Source organism: Paenibacillus sp. JSM ZJ436, from assembly GCF_044383795.1.
Classification (GTDB): Bacteria; Bacillota; Bacilli; order Paenibacillales; family Paenibacillaceae; genus Paenibacillus_AQ; species Paenibacillus_AQ algicola.
The window spans coordinates 264,605-281,502 of record NZ_JBISEO010000004.1 but is presented as its reverse complement, the minus strand read 5'-3'; the positions used below and the strand labels follow the sequence as shown (position 1 = coordinate 281,502).

Here is a 16,898-nt window from a genome sequence, read left to right as displayed (position 1 = left end):
CTCTACCCTACAGAGCGTTATGCCATCCAGAAGCTTTCCGGAAGATATGCGTTTAGTTACTACTTTAACATACTAGTAAGCTTTTGCGAACAGGACGGTATGTTTTGCCTGCTCTTTGCAAACCAGACAGTGTGTTTTGTGCTGAGCTGCTTGGAATGGTATATTCCGGCTTGTCGCTCCGGTTTCCTGCTTTACCGTATCCTCACAGGCTTCAGAGCCGCACCAGCCGGCAAGCGTAAAGCCCCGCTTTTCTTCCATGCTTTCCTTCATTTGATCCAGCGTATCTACATCATAGAAATGGTCTTCCCGGAATTGCTTCGCACGTGCAAACATTTCCTGATGTACCTGCTCCAGCATATCCTGAACCTCCTGGACCAGATCACTTTGCTGAATGATTTTCTTCTCACCGGTAATGCGGGAGACCAGAACGCAGACTCCGTTCTCCATATCGCGAGGTCCGATTTCCAGACGAACAGGTACGCCGCGCATTTCATATTCGTTAAATTTCCAGCCTGGACGAGCGTCCTTATTATCGTCGACCCGAACGCGCACTCCGGATGCTCTCAGCTCACGATACAGCTCGTCCGTACGCTCGACGACAGCATCCCAGGTTTTTGGAGGGCCGATCGGCACCATAATGACCTGGGTTGGCGCTACCTTCGGCGGCAATGCCAGTCCGCGGTCATCACCGTGCACCATAATAAGAGAGCCGATCAAGCGCGTGCTCACTCCCCAGGAGGTCGTATGGGCAAACTCAAGTGTGTTCTCACGGTTCAAGTATTGAATTTCGAACGCTTTAGAGAAATTGGTCCCCATATAGTGGGACGTTCCCGCCTGAACAGCACGTCCGTCCTTCATCATCGCCTCAATAGAATACGTATCCACAGCACCCGCAAATTTCTCGGACGGCGTCTTCTGGCCCTTGATAACCGGAATAGCAAGGATATTCTCCACAAACTCCGTGTAGATGTCCAGCATTTGCATCGTTTCCTGACGCGCTTCTTCCTCGGTTTCATGGGCAGTATGTCCTTCCTGCCAGAGGAATTCACTCGTACGGAGGAACGGCATTGTCCGCTTCTCCCAGCGAACGACGTTGGCCCATTGATTAATGAGCACCGGCAGATCACGATAGGATTGAATCCACTTGGAGTACATATGGCCGATCATCGTTTCGGAGGTCGGACGAATTGCCAGGCGCTCCTCCAGCTTCTCGCCTCCGGCTTCTGTAACCCAAGGCAATTCCGGATTAAAGCCTTCAACGTGCTCTTTTTCCTTCTGAAAGAAGCTCTCGGGAATGAAAAGAGGGAAGTATGCGTTGCGGTGACCGGTTTCCTTGAATCGGCGATCCAGCTCTTCCTTAATATGCTCCCAGATTTCGTAGCCGTCCGGCTTGAAGACAATACAGCCGCGTACCGGCGAGTAGTCCATTAAATCTGCTTTTTTGATGACATCAATATACCAGCGGGAAAAATCCTCTCCCTGCGGCGTAATTTCGGTCACAAACGCTTTATCCTTTGACATAAGAATTCTTGTCCTCCCATATGGCCCTCAAATATAAATACAAAAGACGGCCGGAACGGCGAAGCCGAACCAGCCGCACATCTACACTACCCGTTAATCAGGCGTAAAATATCGTTATAGGTTACAGCAATCATCAACAGGAACAGCATAGCAAAGCCTACGAAGTGGACCATGCCTTCCCGGTTGGGATCGATCGGCTTGCCTCGCAGCGCCTCCACTCCCAAAAAGATCAGGCGGCTTCCGTCAAGCGCAGGAATCGGAAGCAGATTGAAGATGCCCAGGTACAGAGAGAGAATGGCTGCCCAATAGGTCAGCTGCTCAATGCCCTGCTTCGCAATTTGACCCGTCACCTCAAAGGTGCGCACCGGACCGCCAAGATCATCCATATTAAACTGCTGAATTAATTGGCGGAACCCTTGAAAAATAATGCCGGTGGTATCCACCATTGCATTTCCTGCCCCGCCAACGGTCTCGCCAAAGCCGGCTGAGCGGCTGGGAAGCTCTGGTATGATGCCGACTTTGCCGCCTTCCTGGCCTTCCATAGAGCGCGGTGTCAGCGTCACATTGAACACTTCATCCCCCCGGCGCACGGTCCAATCCATCGCCTTGTCCTTCGATGCGGCAATCAGCTCGATCATCTTGGCGTAATCGGGTCCGATAGCCGTACCGTTAATCGTTTCAATGATATCTCCCTCACGCAAATCCGCCTCGTCAGCCGGCATCCCTTTTGTAATCTCGCCGATCTGTACATATGTCGGATTCTCAATCGGAATTCCTGCCATCTGGATATGGAGAGCAAAGAGCACAAAGGCCAGCAAAAAGTTCATCAGCGGTCCGGCAAAGATCGCCAGCGATCGCTGTCCCACCGTCTTGCTGCCAAACTGACGGTTCTTTGGTGCAATCTGCGTCTCTGTGCCTTTGGCTACCATCATGGCTTGAGGATGCACCTCATATTGCTGAAGCTCTCCGTCTACGTCCAGACGCAGCGACAAGCGCTCCTCCAGATCAATGAATTGAACTTCCCCGCGCAGCACATTCTTGCGGGTGTCCAGCTGATCCAGATAAATCCGCTTTACCTTCTGGTCCTTGTCCAGTCGAACGGCAATCGTCTGCCCCGGTTGAATCTCAACCAACTCCGGGTCCTCCCCGGCCATGCGGGCGTAGCCCCCAAACGGCAGCAGCCGCAGCGTAAACTGAGTTTCATTACGTTTATACGAGAACAGTTTCGGACCGAAACCAATCGCAAATTCACGTACCAATATCCCGGCGCGCTTGGCGAAATAATAATGTCCCCACTCGTGCACCGTGACGATGACGAAAAACATCAGCACCGTCAAAAAAACAACCTGAACCATTTCCAAAATTGACATCCCCCTTTTCATCTGAGAACGCAGCAGGTTCTTCTAGATTATCATTATTCTCACGTCTCGGACAAGAGAATCAAAGACGCTTAGCTTTTTTAGGGGAAACTTGGACATGACCGGAGTACACCGCCCGTGCCTCTAGATTTCAGCAGCCACTTTTCGGGCCCATGCATCACTGTGGGCAATGGTCTCTAGCGAAAGCTCAGCAATGGATTCATGCTGATCCAGCACAGCTTCAATGATTCTTTCAATATCAAGGAAGGCTATGCCGCGGTTCAAGAAACGGGACACCGCAACCTCGTTGGCTGCGTTAAATACGGTCGTTGCCGTACCCCCTATTCTACCACATTCATAGGCCAGCTTTAAGCAAGGAAAACGTTCGAAGTCCATCTCTTTGAAATGCAGCTTCCCGGCTTCAGCCAGGGATAACTGCGGCGAGGCTGAGTGCCAGCGCTCCGGATACGTCAAGGCGTACTGAATCGGAACTCTCATATCCGGATTCCCCAGTTGAGCCATAATGCTGGAGTCGCGGAATTGAACGAAGGAGTGGACAATGCTTTCGGGATGCAGCAGCACCTTGATCGAATCATAGGGCAGTCCAAACAGCCAATGCGCCTCAATCACTTCAAGCCCTTTGTTCACCATCGTTGCCGAATCAATCGTTATTTTGGAGCCCATGGACCAGTTAGGATGCTTTAGCGCATCCTCCACAGTGACATTTTTAAGCTCATCCCGGCTTAAATGTCGAAACGAGCCGCCGGATGCAGTCAAGGTGATGAAATCAATATCTTCCATCCGCTCGCCATTCAGGCACTGAAAGATGGCAGAATGTTCACTGTCAATAGGAAGCAGGGACACACCCTTCTCTCGCGCCCGTGCCGTTACAAGATGGCCTGCGGTCACCAGCGTTTCCTTGTTCGCAAGACCGATGCTTTTGCCGGCATCAATCGCAGCCAGCGTGGAAGGCAGCCCCATGCTGCCTACCACCGCGGTCACGACCGTATCCGCTTCACTCCCGGCGCCCACCTCAATCATACCCTCGCTGCCGTAATAGAGCTTGGTGCCTGCCGGAAGATCGTTAGCGATACGATTAGCCAGCTCTTGCGTGGACACGGATACCTTCTTCGGTTTAAATTCCTGCACCTGGCGCAGCAGCAGCTCAATATTGTTTCCGGCAGCCAGGCCCTCGATTTGAAAATGCTCGGGGAAGCTAGCGACAACATCCAGGGTTTGTGTTCCGATCGAGCCCGTGGAACCGAGCACGCTGATTTTCTTCATGAGCAGTTATCTATCCTTTCTCAGTAAGGCAGCAGCCCCCAAATATGTACAAACGGAAACACAATGATCCAGCTGTCACAGCGATCCAGGATCCCGCCATGTCCAGGCAGAATGCTGCCTGAATCCTTAATGCCGTACACGCGTTTATAAGCAGATTGGATCAGATCACCCAGCTGTCCAATCACAGCGCTAACCAGACCGATCAGCAGCGCCTGGCCTACAGGCAGGATCCCGCCGGAGAATACCGAGAACACAAGTGAGGTGAGGATCGCGATGAACACACCCCCGAGCGCGCCTTCAATCGTTTTGTTCGGGCTGATCGCTGGCCACAGCTTGGTTCTGCCGATCTTTTTCCCTACGAAATAGGCGCCGGCATCACTGGCCCAGATTGAAGCAAACAGGAGAAAGGTCCAGAATAACCCGTTTCCGTCAGAGGCAGCACGCGATTCGGCAATGTAGGAAAAACCAGTACCAATGTAGACAACCCCCAGAAACATGACAGAGACCAGCTGGATCCCTGTTTTGTTCTTGCTAAATACGGTCACCAGCAGGAACAGAAGCAGCAATGTCCACATGATCTGGATGAATGACACCTGAAGCTGAATTTCAAGGAGAGACCACGGAAACACAAACCATAGCACTCCCAAATAACCGACGATGGCTGTCGCACCGAAAGGAGCAAGCTTTGCCGATCGGGCAAATTCATAATAACCGACCAGTGACATGGCCAAAATCAATAAATGATACCAAAGCCCTCCAGCCAAGCACAGCCCCAGAAACAGGGCACCAGCCACAATACCTGTTACGATCCGCTCTTTCATTCCGAAGCTACCTCCATTACTAGGTCAACCCGCCGTAACGGCGTGTTCGGTGTTGATATTCTGCCACGGCCTCCTGAAGATGAGCACCTGTAAACTCCGGCCACAAAATATCAGTGAACCAGAGCTCACTATAGGCCAGCTGCCATAGCATAAAGTTGCTCAGGCGCAGTTCTCCGCTTGTACGAATGAGCAGGTCCGGGTCCGGCAGACTGCCTGACAGCAGACGTGAGCCGATCATCTCCTCTGTGATGTCCTCCGGCTTTAGGCTTCCCCGGTGTATATCCTGACCCATCTCTTGAATACAACGGGTGAGCTCTTTGCGGCTTCCGTAATTCAGCGCAAAATTCAAGACCATTCCGTCATTGTCTGCCGTTCTTGCTACAGCTTCCTTCATTGCCTCCAGCGTATGCGATGGAAGATCCTCCGGATGTCCCATCATCGTTACGCGGACATTTTTGTCAATCAGCTCTTCCAGCTCAATGGCCAGAAATTCTTGCGGAAGCTTCATTAAGAATTCGACTTCTTCTTTAGGACGCTTCCAGTTTTCCGTTGAAAAAGCATACAGTGTCAATATCTTGATCCCCAAATCATCCGCTGCAATCGCTGCTCTTTTGACGGCCTTCATTCCATTCTGATGACCAATAATGCGCGGCATACCGCGTTTCTTAGCCCACCGGCCGTTGCCATCCATAATGATGGCGACATGCTCTGGAATATTGTCAGCGGCAAGCTGCAGCTCCGGCTGACTGTCCCCACGATTCAACCACGAACGAACCCGTTTGATCATTCTATTTCCTCCAGCATCACTCTGCTTGAAAGAGACCAAAACCCCACCGCTAACGGAGGGGCCAAAAGTCTCTATACTTCCATAATCTCTTTTTCTTTGGCAAGTAGCACCTTGTCAACCTCGGCAATGAACTTGTCCGTTGTCTTCTGAATATCGTCCTGATGTCTCCGGGACTCGTCCTCAGAAATATCTGTTTTTTCCATCTTTTTAATATCGTCATTGGCATCACGGCGAATGTTACGGATCGCAACCTTGGCTTCTTCGCCAAATTTCTTGGTCATTTTCACGAGCTCCGCTCTCCGCTCTTCCGTAAGTGGCGGAATCGACAGACGAATCTGGCTGCCGTCATTTGCCGGTGTGAGACCCAGGTCTGATTTCATGATCGCTCTTTCGATATCTCCCAGGGAGGTTTTATCCCAGGGCTGAATCATTAATGTACGCGGATCCGGTGTCGTAATGTTCGCCAGCTGGCTTACCGGTGTCGGAGCACCGTAGTATTCCACCTGAATCCGGTCCAGAAGCGCGGTGCTTGCTCTTCCAGCACGCAGGCTGGCCAGGTCGCGCTTCAAAGACAGAATCGCTTTCTCCATGCGCTCTTCAGCATTTTTCTTGACCGTTTGCGGCATTAATCTACACTCCCTTTAACGATGGTTCCAATTTTCTCGCCCAGGACCACACGCTTGATGTTCCCCTGCTCCGTAATATTGAACACGATCAGAGGAAGATTGTTATCCATACACAGGGACGATGCCGTGGAATCCATGACGCCTAGATTTTTGTTCAAGACCTCAAGGTAAGTCAGCTGCTCGTATTTCTCTGCGGTTGCATCCTTGAATGGATCCGCTGAGTATACACCATCTACCTTGTTCTTCGCCATCAGGATGACCTCTGCCTCAATCTCAGCCGCTCTGAGTGCTGCGGTAGTATCCGTTGAGAAGTACGGATTACCCGTACCGGCTGCAAAGATAACGACACGTCCTTTTTCTAAATGGCGAATGGCTCTGCGGCGGATATAAGGCTCAGCAATCTGCTGCATGGAGATCGAGGTTTGTACGCGGGTCGGCACGCCGATCTGCTCCAGAGCATCCTGAAGCGCGAGTGAATTCATCACGGTGGCCAGCATTCCCATGTAGTCCGCCGTTGCACGGTCAATGCCATTCGCACTGCCGGCGATGCCTCTCCAGATGTTTCCGCCGCCGCATACGATGGCTACTTCAACACCCAGCTCAACGACGTCGCGAACCTGCTCTGCAATGGAAGATATGGTTTCAGCATCAATGCCGTAACCGTTTTGACCTGACAGAGACTCCCCACTGACCTTCAATATAACACGTTTAAATACAGGCTGTTCCAAATGTATACCCTCCACTTTAAAACGTCAGCTTGACGCATCCGTCTTGGTTCCACTTTATAAAAGAAGGAACACAATGTGTTCCAGCTCTTTTATACTATGTCAGCTGCAAGCAGCTTATTTGTTTACTTGTGCCATTACCTCTTCAACGAAGTTGTCCTGCTTCTTCTCCAGGCCTTCACCCAGCTCAAAACGTACGAAGCGGCGGATCGAGATGTTCTCACCGATAGTGCTGATTTTCTCATTCAGCAATACGCTGATCGTTTTGTCCGGGTCCTTCACAAAGGATTGCTCCATCAGGCAGTACTCTTCATAGTACTTGTTAATGCGGCCTTCTACCATTTTCTCAACGATTTTCTCTGGCTTGCCTTCATTCAGAGCCTGAGCCTTCAGAATTTCCTTCTCTTGCTCCAGCTCTTCTGTAGGAACCTCTTCACGACGAACATATTTCGGGCTTGCTGCTGCGATATGCATTGCGATATCACGCGCAAATTCCTTGAACTGATCGGTTTTGCCTACAAAGTCGGTTTCGCAGTTGATTTCAACCAGGACGCCGATACGGCCGCCGCCATGAATGTAAGATTCAACAACGCCCTCCGTTGCCACACGGCCAGCTTTGCTGGCTGCAGCAGACAGGCCTTTTTCGCGAAGCAGCGCGATGGCCTTGTCGATATCACCGTTTGTTTCGTCGAGCGCTTTCTTGCAGTCGAGCATACCGGCTCCTGTTCTTTCACGAAGCTCTTTTACAGCACTAGCGGATACTGCCATTTCAAATCCCTCCAATAGTTATTATGACTATTCAGTCCTGATTTACAACTAAGTATAGGCTTTTATTCCTTAAAAAAAGGGCAGTGAAAGGTTATCCACCTACCAACCACCCTTTTCATTTAATTCATAGTATGTGACCTGCTTGAATTAAGCAGTAGTCTCTTCGCCTTGATGTGCTTCGACAACTGCGTCAGCCATTTTACCAGTCAACAGCTTGACAGCGCGAATTGCATCGTCGTTACCCGGAATCACGTAGTCAATCTCATCCGGATCACAGTTCGTGTCCACGATGCCTACGATTGGGATGCCCAGCTTGCGTGCTTCTGCAACAGCGATACGCTCTTTGCGAGGATCGATGATGAACAGCGCGCTTGGAAGGCCCTTCATGTTCTTGATACCGCCGAGGAATTTCTCCAGACGATCTTTCTCCTTGCGAAGAAGGATAACTTCTTTCTTAGGCAGCACTTCAAACGTGCCGTCCTCTTCCCATCTTTCCAGTTCCTTCAGACGGTTGATCCGCTTCTGGATGGTTTCGAAGTTAGTCAGCGTTCCGCCGAGCCAGCGCTGGTTAATGTAGTACATGCCGCAGCGTTCAGCTTCTTCTTTCACGGAATCTTGAGCCTGCTTCTTAGTACCTACGAAAAGAATAGTTCCGTTGTCAGCGCTCAGGCCTTTCACGAAATTGTATGCCTCTTCGACTTTCTTAACTGTCTTTTGCAGGTCAATAATGTAAATACCGTTTCTTTCAGTGAAGATAAATTTGTCCATTTTCGGGTTCCAACGACGAGTCTGGTGACCGAAGTGTACCCCAGCTTCCAAAAGCTGTTTCATGGAGATAACTGCCATCTTCACACACCTCCTAGATTTGGTTTTTTGTGTGCCCTCCGCCCGGTTCATCTCCCGCTGAGACTTTCCATAGAAAGCACCCTCAACGAAATTCCCAAAGCGTGTGTTTTAACACCGTCAATTACTATAACATATCATCGAACGGGATGCAATTTATTTTACAAGCCCTTTGACGGACGGCTGCAATAGTTGCAAAAACGCCCGGGCATTGGCTGCCGCAGACGTCAGGATTGAGGCTTGCTTGTAATCTTCTCCATAATTGAGCCGAAGCTTTCCCCTTTGCGGAAGGTGAAGGTGCCCTGTTGAATTGACAGGTTAATCTTCTTCTCTGTCGCGGCTGTCACAAAAGCTGCGGCATCCTGAATCACCCCGGACTGCTTCAGTCCTGCAGCGACATCACTTAAATGTGCTCCTGGGGGAATGCTATATTTAATATAGACAGCTTTAGGTGCTTCGGGCGCCGCCGGAGGGGCTGATTTCTGCGGCGCCGGCTCTGCGGCGGGGGCAGGTGCTTTCGCCTTCGGTGCTGTCGTCTTCTCAGGACTCTCAGGCTGGGAAGGCGCAGCAGGCTCCAAGCTGCCGCCTTGATCAGTAGGAGACGCCTTTGGTGCAGCAGCGCCGCCCTGCTGATTATCAGAAGCAGTTGGTTGCTGCTGTTCATCCTGCTTCTGAAGCTCGGACCACTCTTCCTCCGTCATCAGCTCTTCTTGTGACTCTAGGACGCGCAGGTTGATGCTGTCTGCCGCCTGCTCCAGCTCCTCCCGGGTCCACTCCGTTTTACTTTCCGCAGTGCTTGAAGCCGTTTGTCCCAGAAACATGAGCTGCAGCAGCACAGCACCCAGAATAAGGCCCAGGCCCAAGCCGTTTAGAAAGCTCTTGTTCTTGATCATGACAGCTCCTCCCGCTTCGCCAGCTGAATAATAAGCTGAACCTCACCTTTCTGCATCCCGGTATCCTTCGCAATTCTGTCTATGGATTTACCGCTCTGATACATCGCAAACAGCTCGCTGTATCTGTCCTTGATCGTGGGATCCAGTGCGGGCTCAGGCGGTGCTTCTTCCTTCGCAAGCTGCTGCTGGAGCTGGAGGAATAGGGCCTCATGTCCGGCTAGCTGCTCTCGCACCATAATCATCTCTTGTTCCCCTTGCTTCAGCTGATTGTTAACACTCTGAAGCTGCTGTTCATGGTGAGACAGCGTACGGGAATGCTCCTCTTTCATTCGAGCGACCAGCTCCACCAGCTGTTCATTTTCAATCTGAATTTCAGCCGCATATTGCTCTAGCGTTGCTTCAACTTCCTTTACAATCTGGTCCGAAGCTTTCTGTGGTTCCTTCTGCTGTGGCAGCATCCGGGCATAGATGAGAGCTGCCAATCCCAGCATGGCGACGTAAATCCATGGGCCCATACCGGTTAACTCCTTCTTATCATTCAATATAGTTTATAGCGTGATGTCCAAATTTCTTCCTTTATAGGGGTGATCAGCCGCCGGCTGCTTGTGATCCTTTGGAAGTTCTTCCCCTTGCTTCTGAGATTGAGACTGGGATCCGCCTTTGCCGCCATCACGCAAAATGGCATCAGACGACTGATCCACCTCAGTACTACGCTGAGAGGCTTCCTTGCTGTCTTTTAGCTGCTCCGCAGACAAGAACAGCTGCTCCTGCGACGGGCGCTGATGCTGCTCCTGCTGAATCTTTCCAGCCTCCGTGGTTCGCGGCACTGCAATTTGCATCTCAACAGATTTCAAGCTCACGATGCATCACCTCACCGGAATTATAAATTGTCCATTTATGTCATAGGAAGCATTGCAATATCACCATCTATATAGGTGTACACTACTCTTTGAGACGCATCCTTGATAAATCGGGTGTAGCGGCCGATGACGATTTTGGAGCCGCCATAAATCGAATTCAGAACCTCGACTCGAGCCTTGGTGGTATCCTCCAGGGTCTGTTCAATTTCAAAAATACGTTCTTTGGTTTCCGCCAGCTCTGACATATGAGACTTTTGCGTAGCATTCAGCTTGATCCGAAGCCCGAGCTTGTCCGGGGTTAGCTGGCCCGCAGCCGCAAGCTGATTCAATAGGTTCAACGCTTTTTCTGTTTTGGAGACATGATCAAGCTGCTGCCGCTGACGCGCTCTCAGCTCCTTCAGCTCATTACGAAGCTCCGGCAGTACACCGACCTCAAGGACTGTAACGGTCGACATGCTGTTCCCGATGGTTCTGGCAGTGACCTTCTCACCAGCCTGAATAACTCCCCCAACAATCAATCCCTTTGTGCCATTACAATATATGCTCTGTGCAGCCCGAAGGGTAGAGTGCATGATGCTCTGAGATACTGTAATGTCTCCGCCTGCTACGATGTTCCCGTCCTGCACGAAAGCGCATTTCACATGCTGTGCCGCTTGAATGCAGCCTTTGTGATAGCCAATCACACCGCCGTTAATTACGATCGAGCCGCCGGCCTCCAGATCCGCCCCCTCTACAAAGCCTGTGACGCGAATATCGCCGGCAGACTTGATGCGAAAGCCAGAAAGCACGTTGCCGCGAATCACGACGGTTCCCACAAAATCAATATTGCCTACGCTGTAATCCACATCGCCGTGAATTTCGTAGATCGGGAACACGTTGATTTTTCCGTTATCTGTCACGGTTAACAGACCATCAATAGCGGCGTACATATGCACCTGCTCTGCATCCACAACGACATTTTTTCCAATTTTAAAGCGCGCTTCTTTGCCGGCCTTGGGAGGCATTTCTGCTCCAGTGACAGACATCCCCGGCTTTCCCGGCGAAGGAGGTATGCGGGTCGCAATTAGCTGGCCCTTACTGACATTGTTCAGCCGTGTAATTTCTTTAAAGTCCACTTTTCCGTCATCGGTTTCAAGCGGCCGATGATCGGCCGGCTTACTCTGAAGCATGCTAACAATTTTACCGTGTTCTCCAGGAATCGGCTGGGTAGCGTATGCAACAGCTATTTTTTGAAACTGGTAACCCGCGGGCTTGGCAGCAATGCCTTCCAGCGCCTCACGCTGAATGCCATGGACAACCTGGTGGTCAGCCAGGAGGGCTTCCATACTTTCGACGTCACAGTGAAAGTCCTCCTCCCAGTTAACCAGCTCGATATATGCCGTTGCCTTGTCGTCTGAAATCGTGATCTGAAAGAATTGCTCCAATGCAAAGCTGACCGACATTATAATTCCCCCCTCTCCATCTTACGCCTTATTCATTGTGCATTAACAGCTCTTTGTCTTTCTCAAGAGCCCCCCTTAAGCGTAGAATGGCTTTCGAATGCAGCTGAGATATTCTCGATGGAGATAAAGACATGACCTCCGCAATTTCACTTAAAGACAGGTCCTCATAATATAACAAGGAAACAACGGTTTTCTCCTTCTCTGTAAGCTTACCGATGCCCTTGATTAGTGCCTCTTTTAGATAAAACTCGTGTACCTTATGGTCCGGATTTTTGGCCTTCTCATCCACAAGCAGCGTCATTCTCGTTTCCGACTCTTCTTCCCGAATGGGATCCTCCAGAGAGTTTAGCGTCATCACGGCAACCTCTTGAAGCATGTGGCGGAATTCCTTTTCAGATACCTGTAAATATTCACTCATTTCGGTATCGCTGACGGTACGCAAATATTTCTGTTCCAGCTGCTGGTATGCTGTCTCGATTTTTTTCGCTTTTTCACGGACCGAGCGCGGCACCCAGTCACCTTGCCTTAGAGAATCCAAAATCGCCCCCCGCACCCTCCAGGATGCATAGGTTTCGAATTGCAGGCCGCGTTTGTAATCAAATTTATCAATGGCGTCAATCAGACCCATAACTCCATTGCTTGCCAAGTCTCCCTTAGACACGTTCCGGGGGAGGCCAATGGCCAACCGCCCCGAAACGTAGTCCACGATATGCAAATACTTCTCGATAAGCTGTTTTTTCGCTGAAAGATCTCCATCTTCCTTCCATGCCGTCCATAATTCTGCATGATTCAAGGCTGATGCTTTTTTTGAGTCCAATTGCCCTCACCATCCTTATTTTTCACTCAGGTGACGAACGGCCTTGGCCAGTTCCTCAGGATTTTTCGTCGTGACCAGCTTGGGTGGGGAGAGTGGAGTGAATCCATTCTCCTGCCTCTGAGGCTCCTGCTCATTCTTCATCAGGTTTAACAGCTCCTGATCGTCTTGCTCTATAGTCGATATATCCAGCTTTGCGCCCTTTAAAGGCTCCGCGCTACGCTCTGCATCTTGAGCATCAGCTTCCTGCCCCGGCCGGAACACGGCCGACCATACTCCGCCTAACACAGCCGCGAGCAGGGCCCAAACTACAAACGCAAGGCAAGCACGGGTGATGGCAGTCGACCAAAGATTGTTCCCGCTGCTAACAATAAAGGTAAATATGAATCCTGCTGCTCCGGCTAACAAAAAATATCGGATTTTTCCCTTCATGGCTACAATTCCTTTATTTCCTTTTGTACACTGCGTATGGTAAATTTACCCGTTGTGCAGTCCAATTCCACAGTTCTTCCGTAATTTCCGCCGGTATCCTCGCCGATCAGCGGAATATTCATTTGCTGCAGCCCCTCTTTACACGACTCGACATTCCGGGGGCCAATGCGCATGCTATCGCCAGAGCCTGCAAAAGTGAACATCTGCGCTCCCCCGGCCATCTTAGCGACAAGCCTCAGCGGGGAGGCGCCTAATTCCCTCAGCTTGTTCAGCAGGATCGGAAGCGCCGTATCCGCATACTTCGCCAGATTAAGTTGACCTTCTCTTGCAATGGCAGAGGAGGGCAGCATGACATGAGCCATCCCGCCAACCTTTTGAACCGGATCATATAATGTCAGCCCCACACAGGATCCCAGACCTGTGGTTCTTAATATTCCGCCGGAGGTGGACACATTCAGATCTGCCATGCCAACCTTGATAATGCTTTTTTCTTCAATCATGCTCTAGAGGCACTCCCAGTGCTTCAAATATTTGTGCAAAAGTTTGCGGGTCCGGGATTAAAAAAAACTGGCCTTCCACTTCGTACTGGCCTTCTAAAAATGTCGTGTTGATCAGCAGGGCATCATCGCCCATTTCTCCGAATTGGAGCAAGCCATAGCCCAGAACAGCACCGGCCATATCAATGGCCAGTCCCGGCACCGTCGGAGTCATGGACAGCCTCGTAAAATCAGCTAAAGATGAGAGATAGGAGCCAGCCAAAATGTTGCCAATTTCGCTAAGTGCCGACTGCTCCATTTCATTGAAGCTGTCGCCCTCCTCCACCTCAATGCCGGCGAGACGCTTCAGCAGCTTCTTGCCAGCCTCCGGCGTCATAATGAAAAACAGGTTGCCGGGAGCCTCACCCTCTACGCGAAGGAACACGGCAAGAACGATAGCCTCTGGTCCTCCGACACAGTCAGCAATCTCTTCGAATGGAAGCAGCTGAACCTTCGGCACTGCCATATCAATCGGCTTATTCAGAAGCTGCGACAATGCGGTCGCAGCATTGCCGGCTCCGATATTGCCGACCTCCTTCAGCACATCCATTTTGAAATCTTTCCCGTGTTTAAATAGTTCCACGGCTATTCCTCCAGCCCTTCTAGCTGAATAATTTCACTCTTGTTCAACACCTCGGACAGGTTCAGCATAACCAGAAGGCGCTCTTCGCCGAGCTTCGCGACCCCACGGAGATACTTGGCCTTAATTCCGCCCACAACCTCGGGAGGCGAATCGATGCTGTCGCTGTTCAGGTCTACCACATCGCTCGCAGAGTCTACGATAAAGCCGACCTGCATGTCGTTGACAGCGACAATAATCATACGGGTTTGCTCTGTAGGCTCTACCTCCGGCAGGCTGAAGCGGCCACGAAGATCGATGACAGGAATTACAACCCCGCGAAGGTTAATAACCCCTTTGACAAAAGAATAGGTTTTGGGAACCCGGGTAATCGGCATCATCCGCTCAATCGTCTGAACCTTGTCTACCTCAATTCCGTACTCCTCGCTACCCAGCGTAAACACAATAACCTTTATTTCTTCTCCCATGTTAATACCCTCCTTATGAGTAACCAGTCCTTACGAGAACCCGCAAGATCCGGTTCACTTGATAAAAGCGTTCGGATCAAGAATCAAGGCTACCTGGCCGTCTCCCAATATCGTAGCTCCGGAAATCCCTTGAACAGCAGGCAGATATTTACCCAGCGTCTTCAGTACAATCTCGCTCTGGCCAATAAAATCGTCCACGGCCAGCGCAGCGAGCCGTTCTCCCTTTCGAATGACGACAATTTCGGTCTCCGCCTCATCTGCCTCGTTATAGCTCGGAATGCTGAATACCCGGCTCAAGGAAATGAGTGGGATATGATGCTCCCGGAAAGGAATCATACGACTGCCATGCACCGTACGAATACTGGTTTGCTTCACAATGCCGGTCTCCACAATCGAGCTCAGTGGAATCGCATATTTTTCACTGCCCATCCTGATGAGCATAGCAGCAATGATCGAAAGCGTAAGCGGCAGCTGAACCGAGAAATTGGTTCCTTTTCCCGGTGTCGAATAGATGGTGACGTTCCCTCCGAGCGCGTTGATCTTGGATTTTACGACATCCAGGCCGACCCCCCGGCCAGATACGTCCGAGATCACCTCAGCCGTACTGAAGCCTGGAGCGAAGAGCAGCTGATGAGCCTCAGAATCGGACATTGCTGCGGCTTCCTGTTCTGTGACCACGCCTTTCTTGACCGCGCTGCGGACAATATTCTCACGGATGATTCCCTTGCCATCGTCCTCAATTTCAATAAATACGTGGTTACCACTATGGAAAGCTCTCAGATTTACAGTGCCTGTCTCGGGTTTGCCGGCAGCAAGCCGCTCTGCAGGTGACTCAATACCATGGTCCACTGAATTTCTCAGCAGATGGACGAGCGGATCACCGATTTCATCAATGACGGTTCGATCCAGCTCTGTTTCGGCACCCGTGATGACCAGATCTATTTTTTTGTCTAATGATTTGGCCAGATCGCGTACCATCCGCGGAAAGCGGTTGAACACGGTGTCTACAGGAACCATCCGAAGCTTCAGCACAATGTTTTGCAGATCGCTGCTGACCCGGCTCATATGCTCCACCGTATCAGTCAGCTCTTGATTCTTGGCTTCATTGGCCAGCTGCTCCAGCCGTGATCGGTCAATCAGCAGCTCACTAAACAAATTCATCAGTACGTCCAGACGCTCAATGTCGACCCGGATCGTTCTTGATGGTGTGGCTGCAGAGGAGGCTTTGGCCGGTGCTTTGACTGCAGGCGGAGCGTTTACCGGCGACTGTACAGCAGGTTTCTCCTCGGCAGCAGGAAGAGTGGGTGCTTGTGCTGCCGCCGTCTCAGCTGCGGCCAAGTTTCGTTGATTCATCTGCTGCAGCGATTCCTGATCCAAAGCGATGACCTGAGCCATTTCAATTTCAGAAATGTTCATGATCTGGTCCTGAAGATCTCCTGCTTGCTTCTGTGTAATCATATAGAGCGTAAAGCCCTGTTCAAATTCCCCCTGCTCGATGTCCTGCACATCCGGGAACGTCTTGACGATCTCTCCGGAGCGCTCCAGCAGCTCGAATACCATAAAAGCCCGAACCGCCTTCAGCATGCAGTCATCCCGCAGCTTGACTTGTATGTACAGCACCTGATGCCCTTCTGATATCGATTGGCTCAGCACCGAGAATTGAAACTCGTCCAGCTCAATGCCTGTGACGGCTGCACTATGGTCCGGGACAGCCGCTGCGGCAGGAGCGGCAACGGCAACCTCACCGCGCTCAATCGCTTGCAGAGATGACACGATGGATGATACATCGGCCTTGCCCTCTCCGCCCTCAACGATGTCCTGCACCATGGACTCCAGTGCATCAAGGCTTTTGAACAACGTATCAAAAATATAATCCTGCATTTTGAGCTTCTCGTTCCGCACTAAATCAAGCACATTCTCCATCTTGTGCGTCAGTGAGGCCAGATCCTCAAAGCCCATTGTGGCTGCCATACCCTTAAGAGTATGGGCCGAGCGGAATATGACCTGAACAATACTCAAATCATCCGGGCTGGCTTCCAGCTGCAGCATGTTTTCATTTAGCGATTGCAGATGATCATTGGACTCATCAATAAACATGCTTAAATACTGATTCATGTCCATTGCGAGACACCTCCTCCATG

Annotated in this window: 19 protein-coding genes; all 19 read right to left on the bottom strand. The window is 50.9% G+C overall.

Going from position 1 to position 16,898, the window contains the following annotated elements; translation table 11 throughout:
* Positions 1-72: 72 nt before the first annotated feature.
* Complete coding sequence (gene proS / locus ACH6EH_RS07785; protein WP_397331860.1) at positions 73-1,521, bottom strand: proline--tRNA ligase; 1,449 nt, start codon at positions 1,519-1,521, stop codon at positions 73-75.
* Positions 1,522-1,607: 86 nt separating this feature from the next.
* Positions 1,608-2,891 carry an RIP metalloprotease RseP gene (rseP, locus tag ACH6EH_RS07780; protein WP_397331859.1) on the bottom strand — a complete coding sequence of 428 codons (1,284 nt, stop codon included), beginning with the start codon at positions 2,889-2,891 and terminating at the stop codon, positions 1,608-1,610.
* 132 nt (positions 2,892-3,023) lie between these two features.
* Positions 3,024-4,163 carry a 1-deoxy-D-xylulose-5-phosphate reductoisomerase gene (locus tag ACH6EH_RS07775; RefSeq protein ID WP_397331858.1) on the bottom strand — a complete coding sequence of 380 codons (1,140 nt, stop codon included), beginning with the start codon at positions 4,161-4,163 and terminating at the stop codon, positions 3,024-3,026.
* Positions 4,164-4,183: 20 nt separating this feature from the next.
* Entirely contained in the window at positions 4,184-4,984 is an 801-nt protein-coding gene (locus tag ACH6EH_RS07770; protein WP_397331857.1) for a phosphatidate cytidylyltransferase, read from the bottom strand.
* Positions 4,985-5,003: 19 nt separating this feature from the next.
* Positions 5,004-5,771 carry an undecaprenyl pyrophosphate synthase gene (locus ACH6EH_RS07765; protein ID WP_138226094.1) on the bottom strand — a complete coding sequence of 256 codons (768 nt, stop codon included), beginning with the start codon at positions 5,769-5,771 and terminating at the stop codon, positions 5,004-5,006.
* 71 nt (positions 5,772-5,842) lie between these two features.
* Complete coding sequence (gene frr, locus ACH6EH_RS07760) at positions 5,843-6,397, bottom strand: ribosome recycling factor (RefSeq protein ID WP_138226095.1); 555 nt, start codon at positions 6,395-6,397, stop codon at positions 5,843-5,845.
* The gene (gene pyrH, locus ACH6EH_RS07755; protein ID WP_138226096.1) at positions 6,397-7,125 is read right to left on the bottom strand and encodes a UMP kinase; all 729 of its coding nucleotides are present in this window, start codon (positions 7,123-7,125) and stop codon (positions 6,397-6,399) included. The genes frr and pyrH overlap by 1 nt, the downstream gene beginning before the upstream one ends.
* A 114-nt stretch (positions 7,126-7,239) precedes the next feature.
* Positions 7,240-7,890 carry a translation elongation factor Ts gene (gene tsf, locus ACH6EH_RS07750; RefSeq protein WP_138226097.1) on the bottom strand — a complete coding sequence of 217 codons (651 nt, stop codon included), beginning with the start codon at positions 7,888-7,890 and terminating at the stop codon, positions 7,240-7,242.
* A gap of 147 nt (positions 7,891-8,037) precedes the next feature.
* The gene (rpsB, locus tag ACH6EH_RS07745; protein ID WP_138226098.1) at positions 8,038-8,736 is read right to left on the bottom strand and encodes a 30S ribosomal protein S2; all 699 of its coding nucleotides are present in this window, start codon (positions 8,734-8,736) and stop codon (positions 8,038-8,040) included.
* A gap of 224 nt (positions 8,737-8,960) precedes the next feature.
* Positions 8,961-9,626, bottom strand: coding sequence for a hypothetical protein (locus ACH6EH_RS07740; RefSeq protein WP_397331856.1), 666 nt, complete (start codon positions 9,624-9,626; stop codon positions 8,961-8,963).
* The gene (locus ACH6EH_RS07735) at positions 9,623-10,141 is read right to left on the bottom strand and encodes a hypothetical protein (protein WP_397331855.1); all 519 of its coding nucleotides are present in this window, start codon (positions 10,139-10,141) and stop codon (positions 9,623-9,625) included. Before ACH6EH_RS07735 ends, ACH6EH_RS07740 begins: the two co-directional genes overlap by 4 nt.
* Before the next feature lie 33 nt (positions 10,142-10,174).
* Complete coding sequence (locus tag ACH6EH_RS07730) at positions 10,175-10,486, bottom strand: hypothetical protein (RefSeq protein ID WP_397331854.1); 312 nt, start codon at positions 10,484-10,486, stop codon at positions 10,175-10,177.
* A gap of 35 nt (positions 10,487-10,521) precedes the next feature.
* On the bottom strand, positions 10,522-11,928 hold the full coding sequence (locus tag ACH6EH_RS07725) for a flagellar assembly protein A (RefSeq protein WP_397331853.1): 1,407 nt from the start codon (positions 11,926-11,928) through the stop codon (positions 10,522-10,524).
* A 28-nt stretch (positions 11,929-11,956) separates the two neighbouring features.
* Positions 11,957-12,745: a FliA/WhiG family RNA polymerase sigma factor gene (locus ACH6EH_RS07720; RefSeq protein ID WP_138226103.1), complete on the bottom strand. Its 789-nt coding sequence runs from the start codon at positions 12,743-12,745 to the stop codon at positions 11,957-11,959.
* A 15-nt stretch (positions 12,746-12,760) separates the two neighbouring features.
* Positions 12,761-13,174 (bottom strand): hypothetical protein, encoded by a 414-nt coding sequence (locus ACH6EH_RS07715; protein WP_397331852.1) that lies wholly within the window; start codon positions 13,172-13,174, stop codon positions 12,761-12,763.
* Positions 13,175-13,176: 2 nt separating this feature from the next.
* Positions 13,177-13,674 carry a chemotaxis protein CheD gene (locus tag ACH6EH_RS07710; RefSeq protein ID WP_138226105.1) on the bottom strand — a complete coding sequence of 166 codons (498 nt, stop codon included), beginning with the start codon at positions 13,672-13,674 and terminating at the stop codon, positions 13,177-13,179.
* A complete protein-coding gene (locus ACH6EH_RS07705) occupies positions 13,667-14,260 on the bottom strand; it encodes a chemotaxis protein CheC (protein ID WP_397331908.1) in 594 nt (197 codons plus the stop codon). The genes ACH6EH_RS07710 and ACH6EH_RS07705 overlap by 8 nt, the downstream gene beginning before the upstream one ends.
* A gap of 35 nt (positions 14,261-14,295) precedes the next feature.
* On the bottom strand, positions 14,296-14,757 hold the full coding sequence (locus ACH6EH_RS07700) for a chemotaxis protein CheW (RefSeq protein ID WP_397331851.1): 462 nt from the start codon (positions 14,755-14,757) through the stop codon (positions 14,296-14,298).
* Between the two features lie 54 nt (positions 14,758-14,811).
* Entirely contained in the window at positions 14,812-16,878 is a 2,067-nt protein-coding gene (locus tag ACH6EH_RS07695; RefSeq protein ID WP_397331850.1) for a chemotaxis protein CheW, read from the bottom strand.
* Positions 16,879-16,898: the final 20 nt, after the last annotated feature.

Excerpts from the sequence above, each read along its gene's own strand:
- proS (WP_397331860.1), bottom strand. The coding sequence starts at position 1,521 with ATGTCAAAGGATAAAGCGTTTGTGACCGAAATTACGCCGCAGGGAGAG.
- rseP (WP_397331859.1), bottom strand. The coding sequence starts at position 2,891 with ATGTCAATTTTGGAAATGGTTCAGGTTGTTTTTTTGACGGTGCTGATG.
- ACH6EH_RS07775 (WP_397331858.1), bottom strand. The coding sequence starts at position 4,163 with ATGAAGAAAATCAGCGTGCTCGGTTCCACGGGCTCGATCGGAACACAA.
- ACH6EH_RS07770 (WP_397331857.1), bottom strand. The coding sequence starts at position 4,984 with ATGAAAGAGCGGATCGTAACAGGTATTGTGGCTGGTGCCCTGTTTCTG.
- ACH6EH_RS07765 (WP_138226094.1), bottom strand. The coding sequence starts at position 5,771 with ATGATCAAACGGGTTCGTTCGTGGTTGAATCGTGGGGACAGTCAGCCG.
- frr (WP_138226095.1), bottom strand. The coding sequence starts at position 6,397 with ATGCCGCAAACGGTCAAGAAAAATGCTGAAGAGCGCATGGAGAAAGCG.
- tsf (WP_138226097.1), bottom strand. The coding sequence starts at position 7,890 with ATGGCAGTATCCGCTAGTGCTGTAAAAGAGCTTCGTGAAAGAACAGGA.
- rpsB (WP_138226098.1), bottom strand. The coding sequence starts at position 8,736 with ATGGCAGTTATCTCCATGAAACAGCTTTTGGAAGCTGGGGTACACTTC.
- ACH6EH_RS07740 (WP_397331856.1), bottom strand. The coding sequence starts at position 9,626 with ATGATCAAGAACAAGAGCTTTCTAAACGGCTTGGGCCTGGGCCTTATT.
- ACH6EH_RS07735 (WP_397331855.1), bottom strand. The coding sequence starts at position 10,141 with ATGGGCCCATGGATTTACGTCGCCATGCTGGGATTGGCAGCTCTCATC.
- ACH6EH_RS07725 (WP_397331853.1), bottom strand. The coding sequence starts at position 11,928 with ATGTCGGTCAGCTTTGCATTGGAGCAATTCTTTCAGATCACGATTTCA.
- ACH6EH_RS07715 (WP_397331852.1), bottom strand. The coding sequence starts at position 13,174 with ATGAAGGGAAAAATCCGATATTTTTTGTTAGCCGGAGCAGCAGGATTC.
- ACH6EH_RS07710 (WP_138226105.1), bottom strand. The coding sequence starts at position 13,674 with ATGATTGAAGAAAAAAGCATTATCAAGGTTGGCATGGCAGATCTGAAT.
- ACH6EH_RS07705 (WP_397331908.1), bottom strand. The coding sequence starts at position 14,260 with ATGGATGTGCTGAAGGAGGTCGGCAATATCGGAGCCGGCAATGCTGCG.
- ACH6EH_RS07700 (WP_397331851.1), bottom strand. The coding sequence starts at position 14,757 with ATGGGAGAAGAAATAAAGGTTATTGTGTTTACGCTGGGTAGCGAGGAG.
- ACH6EH_RS07695 (WP_397331850.1), bottom strand. The coding sequence starts at position 16,878 with ATGGACATGAATCAGTATTTAAGCATGTTTATTGATGAGTCCAATGAT.